At 55.0% G+C, this 24,868-nt stretch carries 27 protein-coding genes; 12 read left to right on the top strand and 15 right to left on the bottom strand.

The features are described from left to right. Positions 1-5 precede the first annotated feature (5 nt). Together cyoE and ACTJJI_RS00880 are read left to right on the top strand one after the other, a co-directional pair. The gene (gene cyoE, locus ACTJJI_RS00885) at positions 6-893 is read left to right on the top strand and encodes a heme o synthase (protein ID WP_010428092.1); all 888 of its coding nucleotides are present in this window, start codon (positions 6-8) and stop codon (positions 891-893) included. Positions 894-1,043: 150 nt separating this feature from the next. After that, positions 1,044-2,405 (top strand): MFS transporter, encoded by a 1,362-nt coding sequence (locus ACTJJI_RS00880; protein ID WP_047360803.1) that lies wholly within the window; start codon positions 1,044-1,046, stop codon positions 2,403-2,405. Between the two features lie 32 nt (positions 2,406-2,437). Here the strand turns inward: ACTJJI_RS00880 and ACTJJI_RS00875 are convergent, their stop codons facing one another. Then, positions 2,438-2,929 carry a YajQ family cyclic di-GMP-binding protein gene (locus ACTJJI_RS00875; RefSeq protein ID WP_008503327.1) on the bottom strand — a complete coding sequence of 164 codons (492 nt, stop codon included), beginning with the start codon at positions 2,927-2,929 and terminating at the stop codon, positions 2,438-2,440. A gap of 128 nt (positions 2,930-3,057) precedes the next feature. On the opposite strand from ACTJJI_RS00875, the gene panE reads away from it, so the two are divergent. Continuing rightward, positions 3,058-3,969, top strand: a complete 912-nt coding sequence (panE, locus tag ACTJJI_RS00870) for a 2-dehydropantoate 2-reductase (protein WP_440652693.1) — start codon at positions 3,058-3,060, stop codon at positions 3,967-3,969. After that, on the top strand, positions 3,932-4,522 hold the full coding sequence (yajL, locus tag ACTJJI_RS00865) for a protein deglycase YajL (protein WP_014830870.1): 591 nt from the start codon (positions 3,932-3,934) through the stop codon (positions 4,520-4,522). Before panE ends, yajL begins: the two co-directional genes overlap by 38 nt. Positions 4,523-4,624: 102 nt before the next feature. Here the strand turns inward: yajL and thiI are convergent, their stop codons facing one another. Further along, entirely contained in the window at positions 4,625-6,073 is a 1,449-nt protein-coding gene (gene thiI, locus ACTJJI_RS00860; protein WP_440652690.1) for a tRNA uracil 4-sulfurtransferase ThiI, read from the bottom strand. Positions 6,074-6,264: 191 nt separating this feature from the next. Here thiI and xseB point away from each other — a divergent pair, with 191 nt between their 5' ends. From xseB to ACTJJI_RS00840, 4 genes are all read left to right on the top strand, one after another. Continuing rightward, complete coding sequence (gene xseB / locus ACTJJI_RS00855) at positions 6,265-6,507, top strand: exodeoxyribonuclease VII small subunit (RefSeq protein WP_008503331.1); 243 nt, start codon at positions 6,265-6,267, stop codon at positions 6,505-6,507. Next, complete coding sequence (gene ispA / locus ACTJJI_RS00850; protein WP_096928146.1) at positions 6,508-7,407, top strand: (2E,6E)-farnesyl diphosphate synthase; 900 nt, start codon at positions 6,508-6,510, stop codon at positions 7,405-7,407. Between the two features lie 24 nt (positions 7,408-7,431). Continuing rightward, complete coding sequence (gene dxs / locus ACTJJI_RS00845; RefSeq protein ID WP_014830868.1) at positions 7,432-9,294, top strand: 1-deoxy-D-xylulose-5-phosphate synthase; 1,863 nt, start codon at positions 7,432-7,434, stop codon at positions 9,292-9,294. Between the two features lie 62 nt (positions 9,295-9,356). Next, a complete protein-coding gene (locus tag ACTJJI_RS00840) occupies positions 9,357-10,331 on the top strand; it encodes an aldo/keto reductase (RefSeq protein ID WP_063424749.1) in 975 nt (324 codons plus the stop codon). Positions 10,332-10,403: 72 nt separating this feature from the next. On the opposite strand, the gene thiL is transcribed toward ACTJJI_RS00840, so the two are convergent. The 5 genes from thiL to nrdR form a co-directional block, all read right to left on the bottom strand. Further along, positions 10,404-11,375, bottom strand: a complete 972-nt coding sequence (thiL, locus tag ACTJJI_RS00835) for a thiamine-phosphate kinase (RefSeq protein ID WP_118283265.1) — start codon at positions 11,373-11,375, stop codon at positions 10,404-10,406. Between the two features lie 77 nt (positions 11,376-11,452). Next, a complete protein-coding gene (gene nusB, locus ACTJJI_RS00830; protein WP_006809908.1) occupies positions 11,453-11,872 on the bottom strand; it encodes a transcription antitermination factor NusB in 420 nt (139 codons plus the stop codon). Positions 11,873-11,893: 21 nt separating this feature from the next. Further along, complete coding sequence (gene ribH, locus ACTJJI_RS00825) at positions 11,894-12,364, bottom strand: 6,7-dimethyl-8-ribityllumazine synthase (RefSeq protein ID WP_006176874.1); 471 nt, start codon at positions 12,362-12,364, stop codon at positions 11,894-11,896. An 87-nt stretch (positions 12,365-12,451) separates the two neighbouring features. After that, positions 12,452-13,555, bottom strand: a complete 1,104-nt coding sequence (gene ribD, locus ACTJJI_RS00820; protein WP_014830865.1) for a bifunctional diaminohydroxyphosphoribosylaminopyrimidine deaminase/5-amino-6-(5-phosphoribosylamino)uracil reductase RibD — start codon at positions 13,553-13,555, stop codon at positions 12,452-12,454. A gap of 4 nt (positions 13,556-13,559) precedes the next feature. After that, positions 13,560-14,009: a transcriptional regulator NrdR gene (gene nrdR / locus ACTJJI_RS00815; protein ID WP_008503337.1), complete on the bottom strand. Its 450-nt coding sequence runs from the start codon at positions 14,007-14,009 to the stop codon at positions 13,560-13,562. A gap of 152 nt (positions 14,010-14,161) precedes the next feature. Here nrdR and ACTJJI_RS00810 point away from each other — a divergent pair, with 152 nt between their 5' ends. Both ACTJJI_RS00810 and ACTJJI_RS00805 read left to right on the top strand, forming a co-directional pair. Next, entirely contained in the window at positions 14,162-14,701 is a 540-nt protein-coding gene (locus tag ACTJJI_RS00810; RefSeq protein WP_440652686.1) for a DUF3251 domain-containing protein, read from the top strand. 270 nt (positions 14,702-14,971) lie between these two features. Beyond that, positions 14,972-15,850 (top strand): nucleoside-specific channel-forming protein Tsx, encoded by an 879-nt coding sequence (locus tag ACTJJI_RS00805; protein WP_014830863.1) that lies wholly within the window; start codon positions 14,972-14,974, stop codon positions 15,848-15,850. 158 nt (positions 15,851-16,008) lie between these two features. On the opposite strand, the gene ACTJJI_RS00800 is transcribed toward ACTJJI_RS00805, so the two are convergent. The 7 genes from ACTJJI_RS00800 to queA all read right to left on the bottom strand — a co-directional run bounded on the left by ACTJJI_RS00800 (position 16,009) and on the right by queA (position 22,675). After that, positions 16,009-16,689, bottom strand: a complete 681-nt coding sequence (locus ACTJJI_RS00800) for a helix-turn-helix transcriptional regulator (RefSeq protein ID WP_014830862.1) — start codon at positions 16,687-16,689, stop codon at positions 16,009-16,011. Between the two features lie 14 nt (positions 16,690-16,703). Next, positions 16,704-17,069, bottom strand: coding sequence for a VOC family protein (locus ACTJJI_RS00795; protein WP_014830861.1), 366 nt, complete (start codon positions 17,067-17,069; stop codon positions 16,704-16,706). A 140-nt stretch (positions 17,070-17,209) separates the two neighbouring features. Continuing rightward, positions 17,210-18,181 carry a protein translocase subunit SecF gene (gene secF / locus ACTJJI_RS00790; protein WP_013095834.1) on the bottom strand — a complete coding sequence of 324 codons (972 nt, stop codon included), beginning with the start codon at positions 18,179-18,181 and terminating at the stop codon, positions 17,210-17,212. Between the two features lie 10 nt (positions 18,182-18,191). After that, a complete protein-coding gene (gene secD / locus ACTJJI_RS00785) occupies positions 18,192-20,039 on the bottom strand; it encodes a protein translocase subunit SecD (protein ID WP_014830860.1) in 1,848 nt (615 codons plus the stop codon). A gap of 27 nt (positions 20,040-20,066) precedes the next feature. Beyond that, a complete protein-coding gene (gene yajC, locus ACTJJI_RS00780; RefSeq protein WP_000007630.1) occupies positions 20,067-20,399 on the bottom strand; it encodes a preprotein translocase subunit YajC in 333 nt (110 codons plus the stop codon). A 22-nt stretch (positions 20,400-20,421) separates the two neighbouring features. Next, the gene (tgt, locus tag ACTJJI_RS00775; protein ID WP_013095832.1) at positions 20,422-21,549 is read right to left on the bottom strand and encodes a tRNA guanosine(34) transglycosylase Tgt; all 1,128 of its coding nucleotides are present in this window, start codon (positions 21,547-21,549) and stop codon (positions 20,422-20,424) included. Positions 21,550-21,604: 55 nt separating this feature from the next. Further along, positions 21,605-22,675, bottom strand: a complete 1,071-nt coding sequence (gene queA, locus ACTJJI_RS00770) for a tRNA preQ1(34) S-adenosylmethionine ribosyltransferase-isomerase QueA (protein ID WP_014830859.1) — start codon at positions 22,673-22,675, stop codon at positions 21,605-21,607. A 92-nt stretch (positions 22,676-22,767) separates the two neighbouring features. Between queA and acpH the strand changes: the two genes are divergently transcribed. Both acpH and ACTJJI_RS00760 read left to right on the top strand, forming a co-directional pair. Further along, on the top strand, positions 22,768-23,349 hold the full coding sequence (gene acpH, locus ACTJJI_RS00765; RefSeq protein ID WP_319851753.1) for an ACP phosphodiesterase: 582 nt from the start codon (positions 22,768-22,770) through the stop codon (positions 23,347-23,349). Positions 23,350-23,476: 127 nt separating this feature from the next. Further along, the gene (locus ACTJJI_RS00760; protein WP_008503347.1) at positions 23,477-24,079 is read left to right on the top strand and encodes a peroxiredoxin; all 603 of its coding nucleotides are present in this window, start codon (positions 23,477-23,479) and stop codon (positions 24,077-24,079) included. Between the two features lie 114 nt (positions 24,080-24,193). Here ACTJJI_RS00760 and ACTJJI_RS00755 read toward each other — a convergent pair whose 3' ends face one another. Continuing rightward, positions 24,194-24,739, bottom strand: a complete 546-nt coding sequence (locus ACTJJI_RS00755) for an antibiotic biosynthesis monooxygenase (RefSeq protein WP_014830857.1) — start codon at positions 24,737-24,739, stop codon at positions 24,194-24,196. Positions 24,740-24,868: the final 129 nt, after the last annotated feature.

Here is a 24,868-nt window from a genome sequence, read left to right as displayed (position 1 = left end):
CGAGTATGTTTAAGCAATACCTGCAAGTAACGAAACCAGGCATCATCTTTGGCAACCTGATCTCCGTGATCGGAGGGTTCCTGCTGGCCTCTAAAGGCAGCATTGATTACACCCTCTTTATCTACACGCTGGTCGGTGTGTCGCTGGTTGTTGCGTCCGGTTGTGTATTTAACAACTACATCGACATGGATATCGACAAGAAGATGGAAAGGACCAAAAATCGGGTGCTGGTGAAAGGCCTGATCGCCCCTTCCGTCTCGCTGGTGTACGCCACCTTGCTGGGTATTGCTGGCTTTATGCTGCTGTGGTTTGGTGCTAACCCACTGGCCTGCTGGCTGGGGGTGATGGGGTTCGTGGTCTATGTGGGCGTTTACAGCCTGTATATGAAACGTCACTCCGTCTACGGCACGCTGATTGGTTCTCTCTCCGGCGCTGCGCCGCCGGTGATTGGCTACTGCGCGGTCACGAACGAGTTCGACAGCGGTGCGCTGATCCTGCTGGCTATCTTTAGCCTGTGGCAGATGCCGCACTCCTATGCCATCGCGATTTTCCGCTTTAAGGATTATCAGGCAGCGAACATTCCGGTTCTGCCGGTCGTGAAGGGCATTTCCGTTGCCAAGAACCACATCACGCTGTACATCATCGCCTTTGCCGTGGCAACGCTGATGCTCTCGCTGGGGGGGTACGCCGGGTATAAATATCTGGTCGTGGCCGCCGCGGTGAGCGTCTGGTGGCTTGGTATGGCCCTGCGCGGTTACAAAGTGGAAGATGACAAAGTCTGGGCGCGCAAACTGTTTGTGTTCTCGATTGTCGCCATCACCTCGTTGTCGGTGATGATGTCCGTGGACTTTATGGTGCCGGATTCACACAACCTGCTGACTTACGTCTGGTAAGTGTGCAGAATTGAAAAAGCCAGGTTAATCACCTGGCTTTTTTTTTGCCCGACGCTGTTTTGCACGATGGTAATATCTCTTAAACAAACACCTGTTTACCGCAATTAACACCCCGCCTAAACTAATGCCTGCTTTTGAATTGAGGTGGCAATGAACGATTATAAAATGACACCGGGCGAGCTACGCGCGACCTGGGGTTTAGGGACTGTTTTCTCGCTACGGATGCTCGGCATGTTTATGGTCCTGCCTGTTCTGACCACGTACGGCATGGCATTACAGGGCGCCAGCGAAGCATTGATTGGCCTGGCGATTGGTATTTATGGTCTGGCTCAGGCGGTATTCCAGATCCCGTTTGGTCTGCTCTCTGACCGTGTAGGCCGCAAACCCCTGATTGTTGGTGGTCTGTTGGTTTTCGTGCTGGGTAGCGTCATCGCTGCCCTCTCCCACTCCATCTGGGGCATTATTCTTGGCCGCGCCCTGCAGGGTTCCGGCGCAATTGCCGCCGCCGTGATGGCGCTACTGTCGGATTTAACCCGCGAACAAAACCGTACCAAAGCGATGGCATTTATCGGCGTGAGCTTTGGCGTCACGTTTGCGATTGCGATGGTGCTCGGCCCGATTATTACCCATACGCTTGGCCTGCACGCCCTGTTCTGGATGATTGCCGTGCTGGCGACCCTCGGTATTGCCTTAACGCTGTGGGTGGTACCGGACAGCAAAAACCACGTCCTGAACCGTGAATCCGGGATGGTAAAAGGCTGCTTTAGCAAAGTGCTGGTTGAGCCGCGCCTGCTGAAGCTGAACTTCGGCATTATGTGTCTGCACATTCTGCTGATGTCGACCTTTGTCGCCCTGCCCGGCCAACTGGCTGCCGCAGGTTTCCCGGCGGCAGAGCACTGGAAAATCTATCTGGTGACGATGGTGATTTCGTTCGTCTCGGTGGTACCGTTTATTATCTATGCCGAAGTGAAGCGCAAGATGAAGCGCGTCTTTATCGGCTGCGTGGCGGTATTGCTGATTGCCGAGATCGTACTCTGGGGCGCCGGTCCGCACTTCTGGGAGCTGGTTGCCGGTGTGCAGATCTTCTTCCTGGCGTTTAACCTGATGGAAGCCCTGCTGCCGTCGCTGATCAGTAAGGAATCCCCTGCCGGTTATAAAGGCACGGCGATGGGTATCTACTCCACCAGCCAGTTTATCGGCGTGGCGATTGGCGGCGCACTCGGTGGCTGGGTAGACGGCCTGTTTGATTCACAAACCGTCTTCCTCGCGGGCGCACTGCTGGCGACGGTCTGGCTGCTGGTCGCCGGTACCATGAAAGAGCCGCGCTACGTCAGTAGTCTGCGGGTAGAAATTCCGGACGACGTTGAGATCGATGATGCGCTGAAACAGCGTCTTGCATCGACAGAGGGCGTGAGTGAAGTGCTGATCGCGGCAGAAGAGCGCAGCGCGTATGTCAAAATAGACAGTAAAGTAACAAACCGCTTTGAAGTCGAACAGGCCCTGAAAGCCTGAAAAAAAGCCCGGTCTGGCCGGGCTTTTTCGTTTTAATCGCGGAAGTTTTTGAACTGGAACGGTTGCCCCAGATCGCCGCCGCGCACCAGCGCCATGACGGACTGCAGGTCATCACGGGATTTACCGGTTACACGAATTTCTTCGCCCTGGATCTGCGCCTGAACCTTCAGCTTGCTGTCTTTGATGAGCTTAACGATTTTCTTCTGAACCGCGCTCTCAATGCCCTGCTTCAGTTTGGCTTCAACAAACCAGGTTTTACCGCTGTGCACGAACTCTTCCGGTACGTCCAGCGAGGTCCCTTCAATGCCGCGTTTTAACAGCTTGGCGCGCAGAATATCGAGCAGCTGATTAACCTGGAAATCAGATTCGCTCAGCACCTTGATGGTCTTATTGGCATCGTTCAGCTCAAACGAGGCTTCAACGCCACGAAAATCGAAACGTGACTCAACTTCGCGGGTTGCGTTTTCTACGCCGTTGCGAACTTCCTGGATATCAACTTCGGAAACAATATCGAAAGATGGCATCTTTTCTTCTCCCTTCATTTTTGTTGCGTTGCATAATACCCGCTACGAGGCATAACTCAACAGAAGCTTAGCTGACGGCGCTATACTTAGGCCGTAACACCTGGTGCAGTTGCAGGTGAGGAGGAACAATGAAAATCACAGTGCTCGGATGCGGAGCCCTTGGTCAGCTATGGCTGGCCGCGCTATGCAAGCACGGACACGAGGTTCAGGGCTGGCTGCGCGTACCTCAGCCCTATTGCAGTGTAAACCTGATTGGTGAAGACGGTAGTATCTTTAACGAATCCCTCACCGCGAACGATCCTGATTTCCTGGCGCAAAGCGACCTGCTGTTGGTCACGCTCAAAGCGTGGCAAGTTTCAGATGCGGTAAAAGCGCTGGCAGCCCAACTCCCCCCAACATCGCCCATTTTACTGCTGCATAACGGTATGGGGACGATTGATGAGTTGAAAAGCATTGCCCAGCCGCTGCTGATGGCCACCACCACGCACGCTGCGCGCCGCGATGGCAATATCATTGTGCATGTCGCCAACGGCGTCACGCATATTGGGCCTGCCCGCGACCAGGATGGCGACTACAGTTATCTGGCAGACACGCTGCAGAACGTACTGCCAGATGTGGCCTGGCATGACAACATCCGCCCACAGCTGTGGCGCAAGCTGGCCGTTAACTGTGTGATCAATCCGCTGACCGCACTGTGGAACTGCCCGAACGGGGAACTGAAGAACCATCCCCAGGACGTTGCCACCCTCTGTGCCGAAGTCGCCTCGGTAATCGAGCGTGAAGGCTTACACACATCGGCGGATGATTTACGCTATTATGTCGAGCAGGTTATTGATAGTACGGCAGAAAATATCTCATCCATGCTGCAGGATGTTCGGGCGCTTCGCCACACCGAAATCGACTACATCACTGGCTATCTGCTAAAACGCGCCCGGGCACACGGCATTGCTGTGCCGGAAAACGCCCGCCTGTATGACCTGGTAAAACGTAAGGAGAGTGAATATGAGCGCGTCGGCACTGGTTTGCCTCGCCCCTGGTAGCGAAGAGACTGAAGCGGTCACCACCATCGATATCATGGTGCGTGGCGGCATTAAGGTCACCACCGCCAGCGTCGCCAGCGATGGCAACCTGGCTATTACCTGTTCCCGTGGAGTGAAACTCCTTGCAGATGCCCCACTGGTACAGGTGGCCGACGGGGATTACGACATCATCGTGCTGCCCGGAGGCCTGAAAGGTGCGGAGTGTTTTCGCGACAGCCCTTTGTTAGTCGAAACCGTCAGACAGTTTCATCTGTCGGGACGTATCGTTGCCGCCATTTGTGCCGCCGCCGGGACGGTACTGGTTCCACATAATATCTTCCCCATTGGTAACATGACCGGTTTCCCGGGGCTGAAAGAGACTATACCGGAAGAGCAGTGGGTGGATAAACGCGTCGTCTGGGATCCGCGCGTCAACCTGCTCACCAGCCAGGGGCCAGGAACCGCGATAGACTTTGGCTTAAAGATTGTTGACCTGCTGGTCGGGCGTGAGAAAGCCTACGACGTCGCCTCAACGCTGGTGATGGCGGCGGGGATTTATAACTACTACGAGTAAAAGCAAAACGGCAACCTGAGGTTGCCGTTTTTAATGTTTGCACCCTCTACCCGTGGGAGAGGGTCGGGGTGAGGGCATCAGGCCGCACTCCCTGAAAATGAACTACGGACGATACACCTTCACATTCGCAAAGCCCTGCTCACGCAGGTACAGCGCCTGCAGGCGACTCATCACTCCACGTTCACACCACAGCAGGTATGTTTTGCTCTGGTCGAGGTCGCCAAATTTGGTGCTCAGCTTATAGAACGGCAGAGAAACCACTTCCACCCCTTCCACCTGCAGCGGCTTGTCGTCCTGCTCATCAACGGAGCGGATATCCAGAATCGCGTCGTTGGCACCGAAACCGCTCACGGTTTCAACTTCAACCACTTCCTGCTCGGTCTGCTGGGCAATCTCACGGATGTCGATGTTGGACGCTTCTTCCACCACTTTATCCAGAATGCTGAAATCGAAGTGCTCTTCTTCCGCTTCGATCTTCGCCTTCACCGCTTTGACCGTCGGGCTCTTCGAGATCACGCCGCAGTACTCTGGCATGGTACGGGCAAAATCTTCAGTGCCAATTTCGCGCGCCAGATCGATGATGTGCTCTTTATCATGGGAGATCAGCGGACGCAGGATCAAGGTATCAGAAACATTGTCGATGAGACGCAGGTTGGTCAGCGTCTGGCTGGAAACCTGCCCCAGCGCTTCACCGGTGACCAGCGCCTGCACGCCGTAGCGTTCCGCTACTTTAGAGGCCGCACGCACCATCATACGCTTGAGGACCACGCCCATCTGACCGTCGTCCACTTTCTCCAGGATTTCGCCAACCACTGGCTCGAAGTTGATCGCCACAAAGCGCACGCGGTGCGAGCTGCCAAAGCGATTCCACAGATAGTGTGCCACCTGACGCACGCCGATTTCATGCGCCGCGCCGCCCAGATTAAAGAAGCAGTAATGCACACGGCAGCCGCGACGCATCAGCATGTAGCTGGAGACGCCAGAGTCGAAACCACCGGAAATCAGGGACAGCACATCTTCCTGGGTACCGATTGGGAAACCGCCGATACATTCGTAACGCCCTTTCACCAGCAGCAGGCGATCGTTTTCGATCTCCAGGTTCACGGTGACATCCGGGTTGGTCAGACGCACGCGCGCCGTTTCAACATGCTGGTTCAGACCGCCACCAACGTAACGTTCCACCTCGATAGAGCTGAATTCGTGCTTGCCGCGACGCTTCACGCGCACGCAGAAGGTTTTGCCTTCGATCTGGTCGCGATACTGTACCAGCGCTTTTTCGAAGATGTCATGCAGGGAAGTGAACGGAACATCTTCCACTTCCAGAATATGGTGAATACCCGGAATACGGGTCAGCGCGTCGCGAATGTCCTGACGTTTGTTTTCATCTTTCGCGCGAACTTCAACGTGATCCCAGTGGCGCACCACGGCGAGCGTTTCGTCGTAGTGCTTTAAAACGTTACGAATGTTCCCGGTGAGAATTTTAATAAAGCGCAAACGCACAGATTGGCTTTTGATGGTGATTTCAGGGAACAATTTAATGATAAACTTCATGGCGGCAATGTTTCTTAGGCAAGCGTATTAAGGCTTGTAATGGAAAATAATATTACAGCCCACACCCGTGGCTGCATCCAGGCGCGCAAGTATACCACCATCGCGCCGTTCCTGTGCACATTGCGCGTTATTTGATAATTACCCCGAGTCCGTTACCATGTCGGGGCTGAGAATATAAGAGTCAATTCACTATGCCGAAGAAGAACGACGCACCGGCCAGTTTTGAAACTGCGCTGAGTGAACTGGAGCAGATCGTCACCCGCCTTGAGAGCGGTGATTTACCGCTGGAAGAGGCGCTCAACGAATTCGAGCGTGGCGTGCAGCTGGCGCGCCAGGGGCAGGTTAAACTGCAGCAGGCCGAGCAGCGTGTGCAGATCCTGCTTTCCGATAGCGAAGACGCTAAGACAACGCCTTTCACACCGGACGCCGAGTAAATGGATTTTGCTAACGAGCTTCAGGCGCGAGTCATCCGCGCCAACGACGCCCTGCGCCGTTTTATTGCGCCACAACCTTTTCAGAACACTCCACTGGTTGAGGCCATGCACTATGGCGCACTCTTGGGTGGAAAGCGCCTGCGCCCGTTCCTCGTCTACGCCACAGGCAATATGTTTGGTATCAGCGATACCACGCTGGACGCCCCGGCTGCCGCCGTTGAGTGCATCCATGCCTACTCGCTGATCCACGATGATTTACCGGCGATGGATGATGACGATCTGCGTCGCGGTCAGCCAACCTGCCATATTAAGTTTGGCGAAGCGAATGCCATCCTGGCGGGGGATGCCCTGCAGACGCTGGCATTCTCCATTCTGAGCGATGCGCCGATGGCCGAAGTGACCGATCGCGACCGTCTGGCCATGGTTTCCGAACTGGCGATGGCTAGCGGCGTTGCCGGAATGTGCGGCGGGCAAGCGCTGGATCTGGAGGCAGAAGGACGTCAGGTTAATCTGGAACAGCTGGAGCGTATTCACCGGCATAAAACGGGCGCACTCATTCGTGCCGCCGTTCGCCTGGGCGCACTGAGCGCGGGTGAACAGGGGCGCAAAGCCCTGCCGATTCTGGACAGATACGCAGAAAGTATCGGTCTGGCGTTCCAGGTTCAGGATGACATTCTGGATGTGGTGGGCGATACTGCAACATTGGGTAAACGTCAGGGTGCGGATCAGCAGCTTGGCAAAAGTACCTACCCCGCCCTGCTGGGTCTCGAGCAAGCCCAGCGTAAAGCCCGGGATCTGATAGAGGAAGCCCGCCAGTCGCTGAATGAACTGGCCGCGCAGTCTCTCGATACCTCGGCACTGGAAGCGCTAGCGGACTATATAATCCAGCGTGATAAATAAACACACTATCTCGATGAGCCTTTGATGAGTTTTGATATTGCCAAATACCCGACACTGGCGTTAGTTGACTCCACCCAGGAGTTGCGTCTGTTGCCGAAAGAGAACCTGCCGAAGCTGTGCGACGAACTGCGTCGCTATCTGCTCGACAGCGTAAGCCGTTCCAGCGGACATTTCGCCTCCGGGCTTGGCACGGTCGAGCTGACCGTTGCGCTGCACTACGTCTACAACACCCCGTTCGATCAGCTCATCTGGGACGTGGGCCACCAGGCCTATCCACACAAAATTCTGACGGGTCGTCGCGATCAAATTGGCACCATCCGCCAGAAAGGCGGCCTGCATCCGTTCCCGTGGCGCGGTGAGAGCGAGTATGACGTCTTAAGCGTCGGCCACTCCTCCACCTCCATCTCTGCGGGTATCGGTATTGCCGTGGCCGCCGAAAAAGAGAACAAGCAGCGCCGCACCGTCTGCGTGATTGGCGACGGCGCTATCACCGCCGGGATGGCCTTTGAGGCCATGAACCACGCGGGCGATATCAAGCCGGATATGCTGGTTATCCTGAACGATAACGAAATGTCGATTTCCGAGAACGTCGGCGCGCTGAATAACCATCTGGCACAACTGCTCTCCGGCAAGCTCTACTCCTCGCTGCGCGAAGGCGGCAAGAAAGTGTTCTCCGGCGTACCGCCAATCAAAGAGCTGCTCAAGCGCACCGAAGAACACATCAAGGGTATGGTCGTGCCAGGCACGCTGTTTGAAGAGCTGGGCTTTAACTACATTGGCCCGGTTGATGGTCACGACGTGCTGGGGCTGGTCACCACGCTCAAGAACATGCGCGACCTGAAAGGCCCGCAGTTCCTGCACATCATGACGAAAAAAGGCCGTGGTTACGAACCGGCGGAAAAAGATCCAATCACTTTCCACGCGGTACCTAAATTCGATCCGACCAGCGGTTGTCTGCCAAAAAGCAGCGGCGGCATGCCGAGCTATTCCAAAATCTTCGGCGACTGGTTATGTGAAACCGCGGCGAAAGACAACAAGCTGATGGCGATCACCCCGGCCATGCGTGAAGGTTCCGGCATGGTCGAGTTCTCCAAAAAATACCCTGACCAGTATTTTGACGTGGCGATTGCCGAGCAGCACGCAGTCACCTTCGCGGCGGGTCTGGCGATTGGTGGATACAAACCGGTGGTGGCGATCTACTCCACCTTCCTGCAACGCGCCTACGATCAGGTGATCCATGACGTTGCCATCCAGAAGCTGCCGGTGCTGTTTGCTATCGACCGCGCAGGCATCGTGGGTGCTGACGGCCAGACGCACCAGGGCGCATTCGATCTTTCGTTCCTGCGCTGCATCCCGGATATGGTCATCATGACGCCAAGCGACGAAAACGAGTGTCGTCAGATGCTGTTTACCGGTTACCACTATCAGGATGGCCCAAGCGCGGTTCGCTATCCACGCGGAAATGCGGTGGGCGTTGAGCTGCAACCGCTGGAGAAGCTGGCGATAGGTAAAGGTCTGGTGAAGCGTCGCGGTGAGAAAGTGGCAATTCTGAACTTCGGTACCCTGATGCCAGAAGCCGCTAAGGTCGCTGAGTCGCTGAATGCCACTCTGGTGGATATGCGCTTTGTGAAACCGCTCGATGAATCCCTGATCCTGAACATGGCAGAAACCCATGACGTGCTGGTGACGCTGGAAGAAAACGCCATCATGGGCGGCGCGGGCAGCGGCGTGAACGAGGTGCTGATGGCGAACCGTAAAGCCGTTCCGGTACTGAACCTCGGTCTGCCGGATCACTTCATTCCGCAAGGTACTCAGGACGAAGCCCGCGCGGCAATTGGCCTGGACGCCGCTGGTATTGAAGCCAAAATTCGTAGCTGGCTTGCCTGATCCCTCCCCTTTTCCGCTCCTGCTATGCTTAAACGTATTGTTTAAAAAGCAGGAGTGGAACCATGCAATACACGACATTAGGAAAAACGGATCTTAACGTTTCCCGACTTTGCCTGGGATGTATGACCTTTGGCGAGCCTGACCGGGGTAATCACGCCTGGACGCTGCCGGAAGAGAGCAGCCGCCCCATCATCAAACGCGCCATCGAAGGTGGCATTAACTTCTTTGACACCGCCAACAGCTACTCCGACGGCAGCAGTGAAGAGATCGTTGGCCGTGCCCTGCGCGATTTTGCGCGACGTGATGAAATCGTCGTCGCCACCAAGGTCTATTACCCGGTGGGCGATCTGGCTGAGGGCCTTTCTCGCGCCCAGATCCTGCGTTCCATTGATGACAGCCTTCGACGCCTGAACATGGACTATGTCGACCTGCTGCAAATTCACCGCTGGGATTACAACACTCCCATTGAAGAGACGCTTGAAGCGCTCAACGATGTGGTGAAAGCCGGTAAGGCGCGCTACATCGGCGCATCGTCTATGCACGCGTCGCAGTTCGCCGAAGCGCTGGCCCTGCAGGCGCAACATGGCTGGGCGCGCTTCGTCACCATGCAGGATCACTACAACCTGATCTATCGCGAAGAAGAACGCGAGATGCTACCGCTGTGCGATCAGGAAGGCGTGGCGGTGATCCCATGGAGCCCACTGGCACGCGGTCGCCTGACCCGTCCGTGGGGGGAAACCACGGCCCGCCTGGTATCGGATGAAGTGGGAAAAAACCTTTATTCCAGTACAGAAGCCAGCGATGCGTTAATTGCCGAGCGTTTAGCCGGGATCGCCGACGATACCGGAGCAACCCGCGCCCAGGTCGCGCTGGCATGGCTGCTGGGTAAACGCGGCGTCGCGGCACCGATTATTGGCACTTCGCGGGAAGAACAGCTTGATGAACTGCTGAATGCGGTGGATATCACGCTGACGCCGGAGCAGGTTGCCGAACTGGAGACACCGTATCAGCAGCATCCGGTGGTGGGGTTTAAGTAATCCCTCTCCCTAACCCTCTAATACAGGCCGGGTAAGGCGAAGCCGCCACCCGGCAGTACAGATCGCACAACATCACCCGAAGTGATCGTACCCTTTCCAGTCCAGCGTCACAGGCGCACCGTCTTTCACAAACTTCAGCCCTTCGCTCTCCGGCATGATCTGCCCGATGCAGGTAAACTTCGCGCCAAGATGGGCTAACGCCACGTCCAGCGTCCCACGGTTGAGCTCAGGCACGGTAAAGCACAGCTCATAATCTTCGCCACCGGAGAGCCCCCAGCGCAGAGCCTGCTCAGGCTCGACATGTCGAAGCAGCTGTTCTGATAGCGGGAACAGATCCAGATCAACGCGCGCGCCGACACCGCTGGCCTTCAGTATATGACCGAGGTCTGAGATTAACCCGTCCGAGAGATCGATAGCCGAGCTTGCCCGTTCGCGTAGCGCCTGGCCGTGAAGAATACGCGGCGTGGGCCGCAGATGGCGCTTGACCAGGTACGCCGCGTCATCCGTATCGCTCACGGTTAAGCGATCCTGGAGGATCGCCAGCCCCGCCGCGCTGTCACCCGGCGTGCCGGTGACGTAGATCCAGTCGCCAGGTTTCGCCCCCGAGCGTTTCAGCGCGCGTCCAGCCGGCACATAGCCGTGGATCGCGAGCGTCATCGATAGCGGCCCCGCCGTGGTATCGCCGCCAATCAACTGCATGTCGTAGTAGTTAAGCTGCTCAAACAGGGCGTCACTAAAGGCTTCAAGCCAGGGTTCATCAACCTCTGGCAGCGTCAGGGCCAGCGTTAACCACGCCGGATCGGCGCCCATCGCGGCCAAATCGCTCACGTTGACCGCCAGCGCTTTATATGCCAGATCGGCAGGATCGATATCCGGTAAAAAATGGCGCCCGCACACTAAGGTGTCGGTGCTGATTGCCAGCGTCTGTTTTTCGGGAATATTGAGAAGTGCACAGTCATCGCCAATGCCGGTTTCAACATCAAGACGAGAGGTTCTGACACGGTCGAAATAACGGGCAATCAGGGAGAATTCGCCGCATGCCATACGTTATGCCTCAGCAAATAAAAGAAAAAACCGGAGCCGCACTGCCCGTCAGGCAATGCAGAACTCCGGTTTGCGGATCACTTTTTGTGGGGACGGATCGCAGGTGCTGCTTTATCAAGAACGCCGTTTACAAACTTGTGGCTGTCTTCAGCGCCGAAGGTTTTCGCCAGTTCGATCGCTTCGTTGATGGCCACTTTATACGGCACATCATCACGTTTAGACAGCTCAAACAGCGCAATGCGCAACACTGCTTTTTCAACCTGACCCAGCTCTTCGAGCAGACGGGACAGGTAGGGTTTCATCAGACCATCGAGATACGCGCTATTAGTCGCCACTCCCGACAGCAGTTCACGGAAGTACAGAACGTCAACGTCTTTCACGTCCTGTTCTGACAGGAACTGGTATTCAACATCAGCGATGTCGTTCTGGGACAACTGCCAGGAGTAAAGTGCCTGAACGGCACATTCACGGGCGCGGCGACGAGCAGCAGGTTTCACGGAATTCCCCTTACAAAAAAATCAGGCCTTGATGGCTTTCAATACATTGATCATTTCAAGCGCGGTCAGTGCAGCTTCTGCACCTTTGTTACCGGCTTTGGTACCAGCGCGTTCGATGGCTTGTTCAATACTTTCAGTGGTCAGTACGCCAAACGCGACAGGAATTTCAGCATCCTGTGCAACGTGCGCCAGACCATTGCTTGCACCGCCCGCAACGTATTCGAAGTGCGCAGTGCCGCCACGAATAACGGTACCCAGCGCAATCACCGCGTCGTATTTACCGGTTTTCGCCAACGCGCCCGCTGCCAGTGGCAGTTCGTAAGCACCTGGAACCCACACAACGGTAATGTTGTCATCTTTAACCTGGCCGATACGTTTCAGGGCGTCAATAGCACCTTCCAGCAGGCTGTCGTTGATGAAGTTGTTGAAACGCGCAATGGTGATGGCGACGCGAGCGTCCGGGGTAGCTACAGCAGCTTCAATAATGTTCATACTCTTCCTTTACGGGTTCATTTGGCCCCGCAGGGGGGCGGATTTTATCATAATACTTTGCGCACTGCTTCCCTATTTCAGGAGCAATTACGCTGTCGTTAAATGGAGGCAAACATCCGGACCCACCGGACGAATCTCGCTGAATTTGAGTTGTGGTGCATCGGCCAATTTTTCAAGGCCGGGCAGCACAAACAGGCCACGCGCGTCGCTACCCAACAGTTTAGGCGCAACGTAGACAATCAGTTCATCGACCAGACCCGCCTGGAGCAGTGCGCCTGCCAGCGTCGGTCCCGCTTCCACCCAGATGCTGTTCACCTGCTGCTTACCCAGCAGCATCATCAGCACCACTAAATCCAGATGTCCATTGTGCTCAGGCACCATAATGCTGCGCACACCTTCCGGCCAGTCACGTGAATCGTCTTTAGTACGGGCAATCCAGGTTTCACCGGGCTGCTGCACAATGCGGTGTTCAGGCGTCACGCGGTTATGGCTATCAACGATAATACGCAGCGGCTGGCGCAGGTTTTCCTGCGGATACAGCGCCTGGGTATCGGCATTCAGTTCATTCCAGCGCACGGTCATCGCCGGATCGTCCGCGAGAACCGTTTCACTGCTGGTGAGGATAGCATGGCTTTGGGCACGCAGACGTTGCACATCGCGCCTTGCCTGTGGCGAAGTGATCCACTGACTTTCGCCGTTCGCCATCGCCGTACGGCCATCCAGTGAGGCCCCCAGCTTAAGCTGAATATAGGGGAACCCGGTACGCATACGTTTTAGAAAGCCTTTATTGATGGCTTCCGCATCCTGCATCATCAGGCCGTGGCTGACATCGATCCCTTCCTGCTGCAGACGGTACAGGCCACGTCCGGCCACCTGCGGATTGGGATCCTGCATCGCAGCGACAACACGCGACACTCCCGCCGCAATCAGCGCTTCACAGCATGGCGGCGTACGTCCATGATGGCTGCACGGCTCAAGCGTCACGTAGGCCGTAGCCCCGCGTGCCTTTTCGCCCGCCATACGCAGGGCATGCACCTCGGCATGAGGCTCGCCCGCGCGGTAGTGGAAACCTTCGCCCACGATCTCGCCATCTTTCACAATGACGCACCCGACATTGGGGTTGGGATGGGTGGTAAATCGGCCGCGCTGCGCCAGCTTCATGGCGCGCGCCATGTACATCTCATCCTGCATGGACTCAATCCTGTAAGCGGGCGATCTCTTCGCCAAACTCTTTGATATCTTCGAAACTGCGGTAAACAGAGGCGAAGCGGATATAGGCGACCTTATCGAGCTTTTTCAACTGCTCCATCACCAGATTGCCGATCATCTTGCTGGGCACTTCACGTTCGCCCAGACCACGAAGGTAAGATTTAATGTGGTTTAACGCCATTTCAACGTCATCCGCGCTGACGGGGCGTTTTTCCAGCGCCTTGAGCATTCCGCTGCGCAGTTTCTCTTCGTTAAACGGCTCGCGCACGTCGTTACTTTTTACCACGCGCGGCATGACCAGCTCTGCCACCTCAAAGGTCGTAAAACGCTCGTTGCATACCAGACACTGCCGACGGCGGCGTACGGAAGACCCTTCGCCCACAAGACGAGAATCGATGACTTTGGTATCCACAGCGGAGCAGAATGGGCAATGCATACGGTATCCCTGTTATCTGGTTAACTGACTTTCATTTTACCCTGATCTGGCCTGACAACAAAGGAAGAGCTTTTTGAGACAAAGGATCTATGTCTGTCGGGATGATGCTGGCTACCATTACGGTGATCCGTTATTTCAAGGAATTAAACGCAATGACAAGACGTTACCTGAAAATTCTGCTGGTGGGGAGCCTCTTCACCCTTAGCGCCTGTGCACAGCAAACCGAAGTCCGCCAGATGAAACAGAGCGTGAATACGCTGAATACGGCGATGGACAAACTGAACAAAGAGACCGTGAAGATCACCCAGCAAAACGCGCTGAATGCAAAATCCACCAGCGGGGTATATTTGCTGCCGGGGGCCAACACCCCTGCCCGTCTCAACAGCCAGGTTGGCACGTTAAAAATGTCGCTGGTGAATGTGGCGGCAAATGCGGATGGTACTCGCGCAACATTACGCATTCAGGGTGAGTCCAACGATCCGCTGCCAGCCTTTAGCGGCACCGTCGAGTGGGGCCAGATCCAGGGCACCACCGAGAATTACCAGGAGGTGAACGTGAAGAATCAGCTCTTCACCGCCCCGGCCAGTGTTTTAGCACCCAGTGATGTGGATATACCGCTTCAGTTAAACGGCCTTACGCCCGATCAGTTAGGCTTTATCCGCATTCACGACATTCAACCCGCCGCGCAGTAATCCCCTCCTTTTGAGCGGAGTGAAATGTCACTCCGCTAACATTTACATTTCGTATGGATTGGCAACATAAATGATTGCCGCTACAATCCCGGCCGTTTAAAGTACGCAAACGTGAACGCAATCGATTACGCGTGTGAGAGATATGTGAAACAACACATATTTTTGTGAGCAAGGATTCCTATAATAGGCTCCGCAGAAACACGAAATATTTAGAAACGCAATTCGCGCATTTTTCACTCCCGGAAGGGAATTTCAATCAGTGGCATGATTATGAAAAAAACATTACTCGCAGCCGGCGCCGTGCTGGCACTTTCCTCCTCTTTCACTGTTAACGCAGCGGAAAACGATAAACCACAATACCTCTCCGACTGGTGGCACCAGAGCGTTAACGTGGTCGGCAGCTACCACACCCGTTTCGGACCACAGATCCGCAACGATACCTACCTGGAGTACGAAGCGTTCGCCAAGAAAGACTGGTTTGATTTCTACGGTTATATGGATGCACCGGTCTTCTTCGGCGGTAACACCCAGGCGAAAGGTATCTGGAACCACGGTTCCCCACTGTTCATGGAGATCGAACCGCGCTTCTCTATTGATAAACTGACTGGTACCAGCCTGGCGTTTGGTCCGTTCAAAGAGTGGTATTTCGCGAACAACTATATCTACGACATGGGCCGCAACAAGTCCGGTCGCCAGAGCACCTGGTATATGGGTCTGGGTACCGACATCGACACGGGCCTGCCAATGAGCCTGTCTCTGAACGTGTACGCTAAGTATCAATGGCAGAACTACGGCGCTGAAAACGAGAACGAATGGGATGGCTACCGTTTCAAAGTGAAATACTTTGTGCCAATCACCCAGCTGTGGGGCGGTAACCTGAGCTATATCGGCTTCACCAACTTTGACTGGGGTTCAGATCTGGGCGATAAGAGCGGTTACGCTGAGAACGGTATTAAGCAGCGTACCAACGACTCCATTGCATCCAGCCACATTCTGGCGCTGAACTACGATCACTGGCATTACTCTGTTGTTGCGCGTTACTGGCACAACGGCGGCCAGTGGAACGACGACGCTAAACTGGTATGGATGAACGAACACGTCCGTTCTACCGGTTGGGGTGGTTACCTGGTTGTGGGTTACAACTTCTAATCGTGTGGTTGTTGCCGGGTGGCGCTGACGCTTACCCGGCCTACAAAACCTGTGCGGGCTGATGCCCTCACCCTATCCCTCTCCCACGGGGAGAGGGAACAAACACAAAAAACGGCAACAGACGTTGCCGTTTTGCTTTTACCTCGCCACCTGGCTTTTTACTGCTTCACCTTGCGCAAAAAATCCGCCAGCGATCGGTCCGCACTCTCACTAAAGCGCCGTTCCGTGAGCACAATTTTGAGACATCTGTCGAGACGGAAGCAGCGATAGTCATCGCGCAGTTCACACCACGCCGCCAGTAGCCAGCGCTCTCCCCAGAAAAACAGCCCCAGCGGCTGAACCTCACGCGTTGAAAATTGCCCCGCTTCGTCACGATAATGCAGCACCAGCACGCGCTGGGCCGATATCGCCTGGTGAATGACATCAAAATCACTGCGGGAGTGGCTTTTCATGCCAAAATCCGGGGCGTAGATCCGCGTCTGCTCTGCCTTTCGGCGACTCTCTTCGGGCAGGATCGCGAGCACTTTCTCCTGTGCCGACTCCAGTTCGCGCGACAGGGATTCCCCGCCCCAGGTGGTAAGCAGGCGAATCGCCACGATCAGCGCCTCAGACTCCTTGTTTGTCAGCATCAGCGGTGGCAGGTCAAATCCCGACATCAGCCGGTACCCACTTCCCGCCTCGCCCTCTACCGGCACGCCGGAAAGCGACAGGTCGCGGATATCGCGGTATACCGTACGCTCAGAAACGCCCAGCCGGTCCGCCAGATGCGCTGCCGTTGTCAGACGTCTGCCCCGCAGGATCTGTACTATCTGAAACAAACGGTCAGCGCGTCGGGTCATTTTTACTTATGCTCTCAGGCGGGTTGATGAAGGCCGACGCGATTACCTTCGCTGTCGGTAAACAAAGCAATAGTACCAATACCGCGTGGTAACTCCAGCGGGCCAAACACGCACTCACCGCCCGCAGAAGCAATGCGATCGAGCGTGGCGGTCAGATTGTCAGTATGCAGGTAGATGATGGCCCCCTGCACTGAGGGAATAATCCCCTCAAATTTTGCCAGCGCGCCGCCGGTGGCTGGATCTTCATGCGGGAATACCGCCAGCTCGGCGCAGTCCATTTTCTCGCGCTTCAGTGAAACCTGCATCACCGGCTCATAAAATTTGATGGCGCGATCCATATCCGCGACCGGAATTTCAAACCAGTTAATCACACTTTTCATACATCCTCCTGACTCTTGTTTGGGTTCAACAGGAGTCTACGACAGGGCTCCTGACAGCATACTGTCAGGAGTGTTTTGTCAGGAGCAGATAAAAAAAATCCCGGTCAACAGACCGGGATTTCGATAACGCGCAAAACGTCTTACGGCAGAATGGACGGCTGATCCGCCCCTTCTTTCTCGACTTTCTGCTGGAGCAAGTGCTCGCGCTTCATGCCGAGTTTCAGTGCCAGAGCGGACGCAACGTAGATTGACGACGCGGTACCGATAGAGACACCGATCAGCATGGTCAGCGAGAAGCCTTCCAGCACCGGACCACCAAAGAGATACAGCATCAGGATCACCATCAAGGTGGTACCGGATGTGATCAAGGTACGGTGCAGCGTCTGGGTCAACGACACGTTAAAGATTTCGTACGGCGTACCGCGACGGATCTTACGGAAGTTTTCACGAATACGGTCAGATACCACGATACTGTCGTTCAGTGAGTAACCGATAACGGACATCAGGGATGCCACAATCGTCAGGTCAATCTCAATGTGGAACAGAGACAGTACGCCCATGGTGATCACCACGTCGTGGGCCAGTGCGATAACCACACCCGCCGCCAGTCGCCACTCAAAGCGGAAACCGACGTACACCAGGATGGAGATCAGCGCCACCAGCAGCGCCATCGCACCGGTTTGCGCCAGGTCCGCACCCACGCTCGGGCCGACGAACTCAATACGCTTAACCGTGGCGTTCTGGCTGGTTGTTTCGTTAATCACGCTAACAACCTTGCTGCCCAGCTCCTGGCTGCCGTTGGCATCGTGTACCGGCGGCATACGCACCATGATGTCGCGGCTGCTGCCGAAGTTCTGCAGCAGCGGCTCTTCAAAGCCCGCTTTCTGCAGTGATTGACGCATCTGGTCCATATCGACCGGTTTTTCCAGGGTGATTTCAATCACCGTACCACCGGTGAAATCCAGACCCCAGTTAAAGCCTTTTACGCCCATAACGACGATGGACAGAATCAGCAGTAAACCTGAAATGCCGAAGGCCCAGTAGTCCCAGCGCATAAAGTCCCAGACTTTACGGCCGTGGTTCAATTGTTCAACAGTATATTCCTGTGCCACAACGCACTCCTCAGATAGACAGCTTTTTGACGCGCTTGCCGCCGTACAGCAGGTTCACGATGGCACGGGTGCCGACAATAGCAGTAAACATTGACGTTGCAACACCGATACCGGTGGTAATCGCAAAGCCTTTGATTGCGCCAGTCCCCACTGCATACAGGATAAGAACCTTGATCAGTGTTGTTACGTTCGCATCGAAGATGGAGCTGAACGCGCCTTTATAGCCTTCGTCAATCGCCTGCTGAACAGAGCGACCGTTGCTCAACTCTTCTTTGATACGCTCGTTTATCAGTACGTTGGCGTCGACCGCCACCGCAAGGGTCAGAACGATACCGGCAATCCCCGGCATGGTCAGCGTCGCCCCCGGCAGCAGGGACATGATGCCGATAATTAGCACCAGGTTCGCAATCAACGCACTGGTCGCAATCAGACCAAACTTCTTATAGAAGAAGATCATGAAGATGATAGAGACCACCAGACCGGCCAGACACGCTTCCAGACCCTGTTTGATGTTCTGCATACCCAGAGTTGGACCAATGGTACGTTCTTCAACAATCTGAATTGGCGCAATCAGCGCACCGGCACGCAGCAGCAGAGAGAGCTGACGCGCTTCGTTCGGGTTGTTGATACCGGTAATACGGAAGCTGTTACCCAGACGAGACTGGATATTGGCGATGTTAATCACCTCTTCCTCTTTCACCAGCACCGCACGGCCGTTAGCGTCTTTCTTACCGCTGTCTTTGTACTCCACGAACAGGGTCGCCATCGGTTTGCCGATGTTGTCCTTAGTGAAGTTAGACATGATGTTACCACCCGCGCTGTCCAGCGAGATGTTAACCTGCGGCTGGTTGTACTCGTCCTGGCTGGAGGTGGAGTCGGTGATATGGTCACCGGTCAGGATCACGCGTTTGTACAGCACAACAGGCTGACCTTCGCGGGTCTCTTTCACTTCCGAGTCACCCGGAATACGGCCAGACGCGGCAGCAGACTGGTCAACGTTGGTATTCACCAGACGGAATTCCAGCGTTGCAGTGGCACCCAGAATCTCTTTCGCACGTGCGGTGTCCTGAATACCCGGCAGTTCCACAACGATACGGTCAGCACCCTGACGCTGCACCAGCGGCTCAGCCACGCCCAGTTGGTTTACACGGTTGCGCAGAATGTTGATGTTCTGCTGAACGGCATATTCACGCGCTTCTTTGAGACGGGCATCGGTCATCACCGCACGCAGCTGGTTGCTGCCCTGAGCGGTGATCACCAGGTCACGGTGACGTTGGGTCAGGTAATCTACAGCCTGATCGCGCGCCGCACTGTCACGGAACGTGATGCTCATACCGTAGTTATCTTCTTTACGAACAGTGGTATACGCGATGCCTTTTTCACGCAAATCGCTGCGCAGGCTATCGATATTCTGTTCCTGCAGTTTGCCCAGCGCGGTATCCATATCCACTTCCATCAGGAAGTGAACGCCGCCACGGAGGTCAAGACCGAGTTTCATTGGCTCTGCGTTCAGCGCAGCCAGCCAACGCGGGGTTGCAGGAGCAAGGTTAAGCGCCACGACGTATTTATCACCCAGCACGCCCATCAGCGCTTCGCGAGCGCGGAGCTGCGTGTCGGTGGTGTCGAAGCGAGCAAGAATTGCGCCCTCTTCCAGAGCCACAGACTTAGCGGTAATTTTTTCTTCTTGTAACGTTTTCTGGACCTGGATCAGCGTTTGCTCACTGGCGGCGACACCGCGCGCGCCAGTGATTTGAACAGCCGGATCCTCACCATACAGGTTGGGAAGCGCGTACAGCAGGCCGACGAGAATCACGACGACCAGCATGATGTACTTCCACAAAGGATAACGGTTTAACACGGCAGTTCCCTTTGGGAAAAGTTGGGATTACAGCGCCTTCATGGTGCCTTTCGGCAGAACGGCAGCTACGAAGTCACGTTTGATAACCACTTCAGTGGTGTCGTTCAGGGCGATAGCAATGTAGCCACTTTCAGCCACTTTGGTTACGCGACCGACCAGACCACCGTTAGTCAGGACTTCATCACCTTTCGCGATGGAGTCCATCAGCTTTTTGTGCTCTTTGGTACGCTTCTGCTGTGGGCGCAGGATCATGAAGTAGAAGATCAGACCGAACACAACCAGCATCAGAATCAGAGACATTGGGCTGCCCTGCGCTGGAGCACCTGTTGCCGCTACCGCATCAGAAATAAAAAAGCTCATTCAAATTCCCTCATTATTAATATTAATCAACGTTCAAAGGTGGAACGGTTCGACCCTGACGTTGGTAAAAATCGGTCACGAAGCTCTCTAATTTACCCTCTTCGATAGCCTTGCGTAAACCAGCCATTAAGCGCTGATAATAGCGAAGGTTATGAATGGTATTGAGACGCGCGCCCAAAATCTCATTGCAACGATCGAGATGATGCAGATACGCACGAGAATAATTGCGACAGGTGTAGCAATCGCACTCGGCATCGAGCGGACTGGTGTCACTCTTATGCTTCGCGTTACGGATTTTCACCACGCCATCGGTAACAAACAGATGACCGTTACGTGCGTTACGGGTTGGCATGACGCAGTCGAACATATCGATACCGCGGCGCACACCTTCAACCAGATCTTCTGGCTTACCCACACCCATCAGGTAACGGGGTTTATCTGCCGGGATTTGCGGACAAACATGTTCCAGAATACGGTGCATGTCTTCCTTCGGTTCACCCACAGCTAAACCGCCGACAGCGTAGCCATCAAAACCTATCTCTACCAGACCTTTAACAGAGATATCGCGTAAATCTTCGTAAACACTGCCCTGGATAATGCCGAACAGCGCATTTTTGTTCTGAAGGGAGTCAAAACGGTCGCGGCTACGCTTCGCCCAGCGCAGCGACATCTCCATGGAACGTTTAGCGTAATCCCAGTCCGCCGGGTATGGCGTACATTCGTCGAAGATCATCACGATGTCGGAGCCGAGATCGTACTGAATCTCCATCGACTTTTCAGGATCGAGGAAAATCGGATCGCCGTTGATCGGGTTACGGAAGTGGACGCCCTCTTCGGTGATCTTGCGAATGTCGCCCAGGCTGAAGACCTGGAAACCGCCAGAATCGGTCAGGATCGGGCCTTTCCACTGCATGAAGTCATGCAGATCGCCGTGAAGCTTCATGATCTCCTGACCAGGACGCAGCCACAGGTGGAAGGTATTACCAAGGATAATTTGCGCGCCAGTGGCTTCCACTTCTTCCGGCGTCATCCCTTTGACGGTACCGTAAGTCCCCACAGGCATAAACGCGGGGGTTTCCACCACGCCGCGATCAAACACCAGGCGACCGCGACGTGCGCGGCCATCGGTGGTATCGAGTTCAAATTTCATTTTCATTCCTCTGTGCCAGAAAAACAGTCCAACACATTATTCCGGTGCCGCGGACTTATTCCCCGACACGCTCATTCAAAGCCAGCGGATTGTACGTGATAAACATCGCGTCCCCGTAGCTAAAAAAGCGATATTTTTGTTCTACCGCAGACTTGTAGGCCGCCATGGTGTGCTGATACCCCGCAAAGGCGGAGACCAGCATAATCAGCGTTGATTCAGGCAGATGGAAATTGGTCACCAGTGCATCGATGACTTTGTACTGATAGCCCGGGTAGATAAAGATCTGCGTATCGCCAAAAAACGGTTCGATCAGATCTTGTTGAGCCGCCTGAGCAGCGCTCTCCAGTGAACGTACGGAGGTGGTGCCCACCGCAACCACGCGGCTGCCGCGCGCTTTTGCCGCCAGAACCGCATCAACAACCTCCTGGGGCACTTCAGCATACTCAGAGTGCATGATGTGATCTTCGATGCTGTCTACCCGCACCGGCTGGAAGGTGCCCGCGCCGACGTGCAGGGTCACAAATGCCATCTCCACGCCTTTTGCGCGCAATTTTTCCAGCAGCGGTTCGTCAAAGTGCAGACCCGCCGTTGGCGCCGCGACCGCGCCAGGCTTCTGACTGTAGACGGTCTGGTACAGCTCGCGGTCGGCCTCTTCGTCCGGACGCTCAATGTATGGCGGCAGCGGCATATGGCCGATAGCGTTGAGAATGTCGAGCACCGTGCGCTCATCATTAAATTCCACTTCAAACAGCGCATCGTGGCGCGCCGTCATGGTCGCTTTGATGCTCTCGTCGTCACCCAGCAGCAGCTCAGCGCCCGGCTTCGGCGCCTTAGAAGCGCGAATATGTGCCAGAATACGTTTATCATCGAGCATACGTTCGACCAGCACTTCAATCTTGCCGCCGCTGGCTTTACGGCCAAACAAGCGCGCCGGGATCACGCGGGTATTGTTAAAGACCAGCAGATCGCCAGGGTTGAGCTTGTCGAGCAGATCGGTGAAAGTACCGTGCGTCAGCTCGCCCGTTGGCCCGTCCAGTGACAGTAAGCGACAGCTACTGCGCTCAGGCATGGGATAGTGAGCAATCAAGGATTCAGGTAGTTCAAAGGAGAAATCGGCGACGCGCATGACGTATACTCGTGACTTAAAAACAGGCGGCATAGTCTAGTGCTCACACCCTTTTGCTGCAACAACTAGCCGCCCCCGGACAAATAAAACGCATGAATTTTCTCGCTCACCTGCATCTCGCTCACCTCGCTGACAGCTCCCTTTCCGGCAATTTGCTGGCCGATTTCGTCCGCGGCAACCCCGCCGAGACCTGGTCCCCTGAAGTTGTCGACGGGATCTTTATGCATCGTCGTATCGATGTCATGACGGATAACCTGCCGGAAGTGACCGAGGCCAAAGCGTGGTTTCGCCCCGAAACGCGCCGCGTCGCGCCGATCTCGCTTGATGTGATGTGGGACCATTTCCTGTCGCGCCACTGGGCACAACTCTCTCCGGAGATGCCCCTGCCCGAATTTGTGCGCTATGCCCATCAGCAGGTGTCGATCATTCTGCCCGACTCGCCGCCGCGCTTTGTCAATCTGAATAACTACCTGTGGTCAGAGCGCTGGCTTGAGCGGTATCGCGAGATGGACTTCATCCAGAATGTGTTGAATGGGATGGCGAGTCGTCGCCCGCGGCTGGATGCCCTGCGCGACTCCTGGTACGACCTGGATGAACATTACGCTGCGCTGGAAACGCGATTCTGGCAGTTTTACCCGCGCATGATGGCGCAGGCGAAAAATAAACAACTTTAATAGAACAATGATTGATAGGTAAAAGCTGGCGGAACGATTGTCACCACCTCTTTGTCTTATCCATGAACACTCTCTATACTGGCTCGCGTTGCGTTCCAAATAACCTTAGTATCTACAGGAGAATCATATGGTTCTGGTAACTCGTCCGGCTCCGGATTTTACAGCTGCAGCAGTTCTGGGCAACGGTGAAATCGTTGAAAACTTCAACTTCAAACAGCACACCAACGGTAAAGCAACCGTTCTGTTCTTCTGGCCAATGGACTTCACTTTCGTTTGCCCGTCTGAGCTGATCGCGTTCGACAAACGTTATGAAGAATTCCAGAAGCGTGGCGTAGAAGTGGTTGGCGTCTCCTTCGACTCTGAATTTGTACACAACGCATGGCGTAACACCCCTGTCGATAAAGGCGGCATCGGTGCGGTGAAATACGCAATGGTTGCGGACATCAAACGCGAAATCCAGCAGGCTTACGGTATCGAACATCCGGACGCTGGCGTTGCACTGCGTGGTTCCTTCCTGATCGACGCGAACGGTATCGTGCGTCACCAGGTTGTGAACGATCTGCCACTGGGTCGTAACATCGACGAAATGCTGCGCATGGTTGACGCGCTGCAGTTCCACGAAGAGCACGGTGAAGTGTGCCCGGCTCAGTGGGAAAAAGGCAAAGAAGGTATGGCAGCGTCCCCAGACGGCGTTGCGAAATACCTGTCCGAGAACGTATCCAGCCTGTAATCGGCACGGTTTACGAAAAAGGCCCGCTTATGCGGGCCTTTTTGTTTTAAAACGCCAGGATCTTACCTTTGGATAAGATCGGTATCACAACTTTCATCTGCCCCTTTCGCCACATCAGGCTTTTTTCAGCCATCCGGCAAACAGACGGGTCACGATGGGCATCCACAGCCAGACGACCAGCGCGACCACACAGGCATCGTTAATCAAATGCAGCAGCAATGAGCCTTTAAGGCCAGGCAGCAGCGCACCGGTCACCTGCGGCACCAGATTGGTGCTGGGGAAGATCACCAGCAGGGTAATAAGAAACTGTTTCCACTGTTTTGGCTTACGCACATGCGGTTCCGGCGGGGTAAACCAGAAAGCGGCCTCAGTACGCACTTCGGTTTTATCGCCTTCTGCCAGCAAAGGTTCAATCTCTTTCACCAGCACATTGCGGGTATCAGACTGGGTCCAGGCATAGAGATGTTCAAGGGTGTCGAAGCGGATAATGACCGTCCACAGGTTTTGTCCTTCGGACGGGCGGATCACGTTCGCGCCCAGATGGCCGGGAAATTCCGCCGCGATGGGCATGATCTTGCCAAGCCATTGTTCATAACGCTCAGCCTGTCCCGGTAGCAAGGTATGGGTGATCACCAGCGTCACATGTGTTTTTTGCGCCATAAAAGTTCCCTGATCGGTAATGGACGAGAGATCCCGCCAGTGATTCTGGCCAGAGATATCCACTAATATATTTAAAGCCGACGTTTTGGAGTGCTACAGAAGAAAGGGCCCTGACGAATAAAGCAATTT

It is taken from the genome of Enterobacter sp. 22466, assembly GCF_052044775.1.
GTDB lineage: Bacteria > Pseudomonadota > Gammaproteobacteria > Enterobacterales > Enterobacteriaceae > Enterobacter > Enterobacter dissolvens.
The sequence above is the reverse complement of the archived record's forward strand: the minus strand, read 5'-3'. Positions and strand labels throughout refer to the sequence as shown.

Excerpts from the sequence above, each read along its gene's own strand:
- cyoE (WP_010428092.1), top strand. The coding sequence starts at position 6 with ATGTTTAAGCAATACCTGCAAGTAACGAAACCAGGCATCATCTTTGGC.
- ACTJJI_RS00880 (WP_047360803.1), top strand. The coding sequence starts at position 1,044 with ATGAACGATTATAAAATGACACCGGGCGAGCTACGCGCGACCTGGGGT.
- ACTJJI_RS00875 (WP_008503327.1), bottom strand. The coding sequence starts at position 2,929 with ATGCCATCTTTCGATATTGTTTCCGAAGTTGATATCCAGGAAGTTCGC.
- panE (WP_440652693.1), top strand. The coding sequence starts at position 3,058 with ATGAAAATCACAGTGCTCGGATGCGGAGCCCTTGGTCAGCTATGGCTG.
- yajL (WP_014830870.1), top strand. The coding sequence starts at position 3,932 with ATGAGCGCGTCGGCACTGGTTTGCCTCGCCCCTGGTAGCGAAGAGACT.
- thiI (WP_440652690.1), bottom strand. The coding sequence starts at position 6,073 with ATGAAGTTTATCATTAAATTGTTCCCTGAAATCACCATCAAAAGCCAA.
- xseB (WP_008503331.1), top strand. The coding sequence starts at position 6,265 with ATGCCGAAGAAGAACGACGCACCGGCCAGTTTTGAAACTGCGCTGAGT.
- ispA (WP_096928146.1), top strand. The coding sequence starts at position 6,508 with ATGGATTTTGCTAACGAGCTTCAGGCGCGAGTCATCCGCGCCAACGAC.
- dxs (WP_014830868.1), top strand. The coding sequence starts at position 7,432 with ATGAGTTTTGATATTGCCAAATACCCGACACTGGCGTTAGTTGACTCC.
- ACTJJI_RS00840 (WP_063424749.1), top strand. The coding sequence starts at position 9,357 with ATGCAATACACGACATTAGGAAAAACGGATCTTAACGTTTCCCGACTT.
- thiL (WP_118283265.1), bottom strand. The coding sequence starts at position 11,375 with ATGGCATGCGGCGAATTCTCCCTGATTGCCCGTTATTTCGACCGTGTC.
- ribH (WP_006176874.1), bottom strand. The coding sequence starts at position 12,364 with ATGAACATTATTGAAGCTGCTGTAGCTACCCCGGACGCTCGCGTCGCC.
- ribD (WP_014830865.1), bottom strand. The coding sequence starts at position 13,555 with ATGCAGGATGAGATGTACATGGCGCGCGCCATGAAGCTGGCGCAGCGC.
- nrdR (WP_008503337.1), bottom strand. The coding sequence starts at position 14,009 with ATGCATTGCCCATTCTGCTCCGCTGTGGATACCAAAGTCATCGATTCT.
- ACTJJI_RS00810 (WP_440652686.1), top strand. The coding sequence starts at position 14,162 with ATGACAAGACGTTACCTGAAAATTCTGCTGGTGGGGAGCCTCTTCACC.
- ACTJJI_RS00805 (WP_014830863.1), top strand. The coding sequence starts at position 14,972 with ATGAAAAAAACATTACTCGCAGCCGGCGCCGTGCTGGCACTTTCCTCC.
- ACTJJI_RS00800 (WP_014830862.1), bottom strand. The coding sequence starts at position 16,689 with ATGACCCGACGCGCTGACCGTTTGTTTCAGATAGTACAGATCCTGCGG.
- ACTJJI_RS00795 (WP_014830861.1), bottom strand. The coding sequence starts at position 17,069 with ATGAAAAGTGTGATTAACTGGTTTGAAATTCCGGTCGCGGATATGGAT.
- yajC (WP_000007630.1), bottom strand. The coding sequence starts at position 20,399 with ATGAGCTTTTTTATTTCTGATGCGGTAGCGGCAACAGGTGCTCCAGCG.
- tgt (WP_013095832.1), bottom strand. The coding sequence starts at position 21,549 with ATGAAATTTGAACTCGATACCACCGATGGCCGCGCACGTCGCGGTCGC.
- queA (WP_014830859.1), bottom strand. The coding sequence starts at position 22,675 with ATGCGCGTCGCCGATTTCTCCTTTGAACTACCTGAATCCTTGATTGCT.
- acpH (WP_319851753.1), top strand. The coding sequence starts at position 22,768 with ATGAATTTTCTCGCTCACCTGCATCTCGCTCACCTCGCTGACAGCTCC.
- ACTJJI_RS00760 (WP_008503347.1), top strand. The coding sequence starts at position 23,477 with ATGGTTCTGGTAACTCGTCCGGCTCCGGATTTTACAGCTGCAGCAGTT.
- ACTJJI_RS00755 (WP_014830857.1), bottom strand. The coding sequence starts at position 24,739 with ATGGCGCAAAAAACACATGTGACGCTGGTGATCACCCATACCTTGCTA.